Origin of the sequence: Vibrio sp. 10N.247.310.24, assembly GCF_041467175.1 — a bacterium.
Taxonomy (GTDB): Bacteria; Pseudomonadota; Gammaproteobacteria; order Enterobacterales; family Vibrionaceae; genus Vibrio; species Vibrio tasmaniensis_A.
The window spans coordinates 1-6,141 of record NZ_JBFSUD010000140.1; the positions used below are offsets into that span (position 1 = coordinate 1).

The window sequence follows — 6,141 nt, forward strand, 5'->3', positions numbered from 1 at the left end:
CAACGGTATGCTAAGAACAAAAATGCCGTTCACTCTTAAGTGAACGGCATTACTCCCTCGGGAGCCTTTTCTTTTTTGGATGGTAGAGGAGTTAGTCAGTTAAACCGTTAAGCAGTTAACCCGCTAAAAGCTGAACTACGCTTGTTTGTTTTTCAGGGTAGATTTCAACATTTGGAATAACCACTGATTCAAAGGTGCGTCTTTTTGCGAGCGGCGACAGCTCATCACATAGCTCACATCTATGGTCAATTGTTCTGGCAAGTCCATACTACGACAGCCTTCTGGCACGCTGCCACTGAGAGTGATACCAAAATAGTCGGATTTGAATATAACATCGTGAATCATCGCAGGGTGGTCGACTTCCACTCTTGGGTTTACGTGAAAACCGATATTTCTAAGACGCTCAAGGACCGGATATTTATTGTCATTCCATCCTGGTGTTTTAAATAGAGCGATTGGATAGTTGGCCAGTGATTCAAAGTCTTGCGCAGGGTGATCGTCTCTCACGAAGAAAACCACTTTTCCTTCCCCGAACGCCTTTTGAGATATCGACTGTGGCAAGGTTTCATCAAAGTAGTGAACTGCAATGGACTCCTCACCGTCGATGAGCCTGTTCCTCGCATTGCTTCCCCATCTAAGAAATGAATAGCGAGCATGCGGTGCCGCTTTAGTCAGAGCAAATAAGAGCTTCGAACCAAAGCGTTCCCAGAACAGAGTATTCGCGTAGATTTTGATATTGCCTTGGTAAGTTTCTGGCGAAAATACTTGGTGCTTTATCGCTTCGATACTGCTGAGTATCTGCTCAAAATTTTCGATGTTGGTTTCAACAAAAGTCGTGGGTTCAAACCCGTTTTTGGTTTGAATGAACAGTGGATCGTCGAGCTGCAACTTTAACTTCGAGAGGTTCTTGCTGATCGCCCCAGAGGTTTTTCCTAGCGACTCCGCCACCAGTCCAACATTGCGAAGTTCATACATACGCTTGATGACGAGGATATTTTGAATATCTAGATTGATGTCCACATTTTCTCCAAATGATTCCTTTTATAGGCAGCAATCTCTGTGCGATTGGCGTACAGAAATTATGTGACTCTAATATCATAGTGGCAGTGCAAAACGGATAAGACAGCACAGCGTCAAAACTTCGCTAATCCCTTGATTTTCCATTTGGTAAATCTTGCTTTTCCTCGAATGGTTCATGTTCGATTGTTAAAGTTACTCCAACAAAAACACAGATATCAAACGAACAAAGAATTAGAAATACAACGAGGTGATGTATGAACAAGTTAATCGCACTTGGATTGATGGCTTTATCTATGAACACGGCTTTCGCGGCTGACGGTACTTATGCGAGTACTCTCGATATGACGAGAAGCGAAGGTAATCAAGTAAAGGCTGAGCGTGTTGAATCTGAGCCAGTACTTGAAGGAAGAAATGACGCCGCTAATGGCGGAATAAAATTCCACAAGAGCGTCGATCAAGACCAAACGATCCAGCTTACAGGTCGTCGTGATTAACGTTAAAACGTGCTTACCATTGTCATAAGAAATGCTGCGCCCTTGGGTGCAGCATTTTTGTTTGGGGATTTGAGTTATTTTATAAACTCTAGTGTTCTAGCCTTGGCATGTTGTGTAACGTGTGGCATTTTGTTGTTCTCTAATTTAGATCGCTATTGGGTGTTGGTTAAGCATTACAAACCAGTAAGCGAACGACTCGAAAGGACAAGGAATGACTCAAAAAGAAACGGGAATGATTCGTCATATTCTACTGATTAAGTTTAAAGAAAACGCTGAGGCTTCAGAGGTTCAAAAACTAAAGATGCTGTTTGAAGCGATGCCAAACAAGGTTGAAGGGGTCACTTCAGTTGAATGGGGATTAAATGACAGCCCTGAAAACAAGAATCAAGGTTATACCCACTCGGTGTTAATGACATTCGCCGATGAAGAAGGCCGCCAGAATTACCTTCCGCACCCTGAGCATGATGCGCTGAAAGAAGTATTCCGTCCGTTGCTAGATGATATTATCGTGTTTGATTACTCCCTATAATCAGCTTCTCAGTACGTCTCTCATGTTTGACTTACCTTCGATAATGAAGAGTTAGGGCCTAGCGTTTAAGCCCTAACTGAATAAGAAACGACTTACTCTGTTGGCGAAATCGTGACTGGTGCAAACGATGCGACAGCATTTCCGCCTGCGCCCGGACGATCTACATAAGGCGTGTTCTGCATTAAGGTGTAGTACACATCCACGAAGTCATCATCATTGACTAATACACCATCAGGAATCACATCGATAATCTTGCCTGTGATCTGAGGGATGATCGCATAACCTTGAACTTCTGGATCAGGAATCATCTTCAGTATCTCTTCTGCGGCTTGAACCAAGAGTTTTGCTAGCGCTTTGTAGTCTGTGCCATCATCGTGTTCCATTAAGATCATGTCTGCAGCGCCCCAACGGTAGCGAGGCCAGAAGATAACGGTCTGGTTCGGGTAGTACGTCTGTTTGTCGTAGTCCAGATAAGGCATCTCAACGAGGTCGATTTGGGGCTCTAAACGACTTGAATCGACACCCGTCACGATAGCGTAGATTTCCGCTTTACCAGAGATCCAAGGTTCTTGGTCGACGGCTAAACGGATTTTGGTTAATTGTGTGGTATTCAACGGCTCAGGTTCCGACAAGGCCATCGAGCGACGAGCCCTGTTCATCAAAGACGATTTTTGAGGTTTACTCTCGTCGGCATTGGTATCGCTAACGGCATTGATTTGCGTTGTAGTACCCAGCTTTTGCATCTCTGCCTGCATCGCCATTAGGCCTGCTTTGAGCTCTTCAGCACCGTTACTATCAACCACAAGCACTGGGACGTCCGGCATTTGGTACACATCTAGTTCATGAACCTGTCCGTACACGTCATACGCTTCAATGTATTGCCAATTCGAATCATCACCTGATGGTTCAAATGCAAACAGCGGGTTTTCACCATTCTTCCAAGCTTCGATCATCGCTTCATCTGCCATGCGAATCTCTAGCACAGAGTCGCTGAAGTCGTTGATCCCTTTCATCTTGCGATAACCAAGATCCGCTTTCTGCATCCGGCTTGAAAATGCAGAGTAGGGCTGAGTAGAGCTCAATTTATCTACAGGCGCGGATAAGTTCTTTTCTGAGATCTGAGCCTTCAATGAAAGCTCAAGATCGGAATAACGCTCGCTGATTTGTAACACCAGAGATTGCTTTTGCGCAGCGCTACTTTCTGCAATACCTAATGAATCAGTTGTCTCAATATTTTGCGCAAAAGACTGGAAGCCAACCACTGTCGTTGCAAGCACCATACTGATAGGAAAAGATGGTCTCATAAATAATCCTTATTTTAATTTTTATCATTAATAGAGCATTTGCCCTATAAGGATTAACCTATCAGTAACGTGAATGTGTTCAAAAGTTAGTCAGTTATTTTTGTTTCGTTGTGCAGCACAGGATCTCAATTTAAACTGTTTTTATAAAACAATGCCTAAGTAACCTTGATATTTATAAATTAATAAACGTATCAGTAAATAACTTACAATATTATTAGCTACTACAGTGTGTCATAAAAAAACCTACTCAAAGTGAGTAGGTTTTTATTTCGCGGTTAACCGTTAGTTCTCGATTTACAACTTGTTTGAGAGGCTCGCTCTAACTCAATCTAAACGCAACGTTAGGCCAGAGTAGTTCGAGTATCCGCGCAGTAACACATGATATGTCACGCCCGGTTGCGCGCTCACATTGCACTGTTCATTGTTCCCAGCGCGATAAGGGCGACAGTCGTAACTCGATGTGGTTGGCTTGCGGCCCGATTTCACGTAAAGGTCGGCATCGCCTGAACCGCCCGACATTGAAACCGTCACGCTTGATGCAGAATCCACAGTGAAGGTGTAGAAGCTCTCTGAGGATCGGTTTCCGCTTAGGTTCGAAATCGGTGTGCCCTTCGTTAATACATTGCCAGTAGGAGGTGTGACACCACAGTTTGCATTCACGCCTACGGTATTAAAAGCATCTTCAACATCGGCAACCACATAGCCCATGTCTGCTGCGGCTTTCGCTACGCCACACGCACCGGCATCAAAGGTGCTGTTTGCCGTCCAATACAGCTGGTTTGCGACCGTGAATATTTCAAAGCCCTTACGTACATTCCAACCCGATTTGTTCGCTAAAAGGTAAAAGGCGCGGTTATAAACACCGCTAGATAAGTGGACGTTCAAACCATCGTAGTATTGCGAGGCATGATCAATCGAACGGCCATCTTTTGATGGTTGATCAAAGTAACGCAAGCCACCTTCCGATTTGAATATATCGCTGCCGACAATCCAATCTACATTGCCACGCAGGTAGTATTCAGCCGCTTCGCCCGCGATATCGGAGAAGGCTTCATTCATACCGCCCGACATGTTTCGGTACACAAGGCCGGAGTTTTGTTCTGTGAAGCCGTGGCTGACTTCGTGAGCACTCACGTTAATATCAACCAATGGATAAAAGGTGCTGCCACCATCGCCAAAGGTCATTGATGAACCATTCCAAAACGCATTCTCGTAATTCGAGCTGTAGTGAACACGCATCGTGAGCTGAAAGGTTAACGGCGACGTGTTCATCCACTCTTTGTACATATCGAATACGACATTACCAAAATAGTGCGCATCGTTAAGAGGCGAGTAAGCCCCGTTAATGTATTTGTGATCAGTGTAGTTGGTGCCGTCGGCACAGTTGTAACTGTAGGCTGCGCTGCCAGAGGTTCCGTTCCTCAAATCGACTGTCTTAACTGATTCATTTTCTAACGTACAAGTCGTGCCTGTTTTGTCGATGGGAAAGCTAGGGAAGTCACTACCATATTCATATCGAGTGGTTTTTATATTACCACCGGGGCCAGTACCCAATGCTTTAGCGTGGTTTAGTCCATTCCATTTTTGGAGTACATCGCCAGTCGTGGCATCAATAAAGTAAAAAGGGCGCTCTGGCATAGAGGAAGCGATAAAGAAATCGACCAGATACACCACTTGCGCGGTTTGGTTCTCGTCCAGTCTCACCATCAGTTTTGCATTTTTGTTTTCAATCGACTTTCTGCCGACAGTAAACGTGCGGTGAGATGAAATAGCAGCTTCAATCGCTTGTTCCTGATTCAGCTTTGGCGCGATGCTGGATAAGTCTCTACTGATCCCTTGTGCCATTGAACCGAATACCTGAGTGGGTTGGTTCTTGGAAAGGGTAGCGACAACCGAAGTGTCAAAGACGGGTAAACCTAAGTGAGTTTGTTGATAGCGGACTTTCGTTTTTCCATTGGGCAATACCACCCGTTTTACTTCAGAAAAACCTAATTCTAGTGGGGCAATACTCTTCGACTGCGCGACGAGGCTCTGTTGGAGTAATGCATCATCATCGACCCTGACCATTTCTGCAGCGTGTGCATTAAAGCCAAAAGATGTACCTAGAATAGCTGCTATTTTCCAGCTTAATTGACGTTGTTGGTTCATTTTTCGTTCCTGATTTTAATATAAACTCCTTCTTCCCAACGGCTTTATAGGAAGTCTATATGCAATACGGTAATACCATGTGTTGCGAATCAAGATTGGAAGAGCATTTCGGCTTATGACAAGTTTTTTAGGGAGATTGAATTTTAGAGTATGTAATTCAAAGTTTACAAAAATTCTTATTGATCAAATTGTTTTTATAAAATCTAATTTTATTATTTATCGTAAACATATGAAGGGTAGGGGGTTATTAAAATCCGGTTTGTTTGAATCTATAGAATGAATTTCTCTAAGTTAATTTCGATATTTTCCTGATTTCAACTTAATTACAAATGAGTCAATAACCGAGATTTTCTTGATTTTAATATTGTCTTTATTATCAATAGTAAACTTGTTTTAACAATACCACTAAGCACGGATCTCACCTTTTTTAACACTTAGTCTTGTTAGGTAGGAAAAAATCTATATTTTCTTGTTCAATCACAAACTAATAAATATAAGTTATTGTTATGAAAGGAGTAAGTCGCTTAAGATAGGTAGCATAAGAAACTAGATAGAAAAATTCTGCATTTAAGTACAGAATTTCTCTGTCTAATAGCTGTTGAACTAAGCCGCTTCGCGGAGGGCTTTCCTCTCACTTACCTGATAG

Annotated in this window: 5 protein-coding genes; 2 read left to right on the top strand and 3 right to left on the bottom strand. The window is 43.2% G+C overall.

Going from position 1 to position 6,141, the window contains the following annotated elements:
- Positions 1 to 135 precede the first annotated feature (135 nt).
- Positions 136 to 1,020, bottom strand: coding sequence for a LysR family transcriptional regulator (locus AB6E08_RS22535; RefSeq protein ID WP_050650652.1), 885 nt, complete (start codon positions 1,018 to 1,020; stop codon positions 136 to 138).
- 254 nt (positions 1,021 to 1,274) lie between these two features.
- Here AB6E08_RS22535 and AB6E08_RS22540 point away from each other — a divergent pair, with 254 nt between their 5' ends.
- Positions 1,275 to 1,514: a hypothetical protein gene (locus AB6E08_RS22540; protein WP_017101685.1), complete on the top strand. Its 240-nt coding sequence runs from the start codon at positions 1,275 to 1,277 to the stop codon at positions 1,512 to 1,514.
- Positions 1,515 to 1,725: 211 nt separating this feature from the next.
- Entirely contained in the window at positions 1,726 to 2,043 is a 318-nt protein-coding gene (locus AB6E08_RS22545) for a Dabb family protein (protein WP_102496019.1), read from the top strand.
- A 92-nt stretch (positions 2,044 to 2,135) separates the two neighbouring features.
- On the opposite strand, the gene AB6E08_RS22550 is transcribed toward AB6E08_RS22545, so the two are convergent.
- Together AB6E08_RS22550 and AB6E08_RS22555 are read right to left on the bottom strand one after the other, a co-directional pair.
- Positions 2,136 to 3,347, bottom strand: a complete 1,212-nt coding sequence (locus AB6E08_RS22550; protein WP_372067459.1) for a DUF3103 domain-containing protein — start codon at positions 3,345 to 3,347, stop codon at positions 2,136 to 2,138.
- Positions 3,348 to 3,671: 324 nt separating this feature from the next.
- Entirely contained in the window at positions 3,672 to 5,495 is a 1,824-nt protein-coding gene (locus AB6E08_RS22555) for a M4 family metallopeptidase (RefSeq protein ID WP_372067463.1), read from the bottom strand.
- Positions 5,496 to 6,141: the final 646 nt, after the last annotated feature.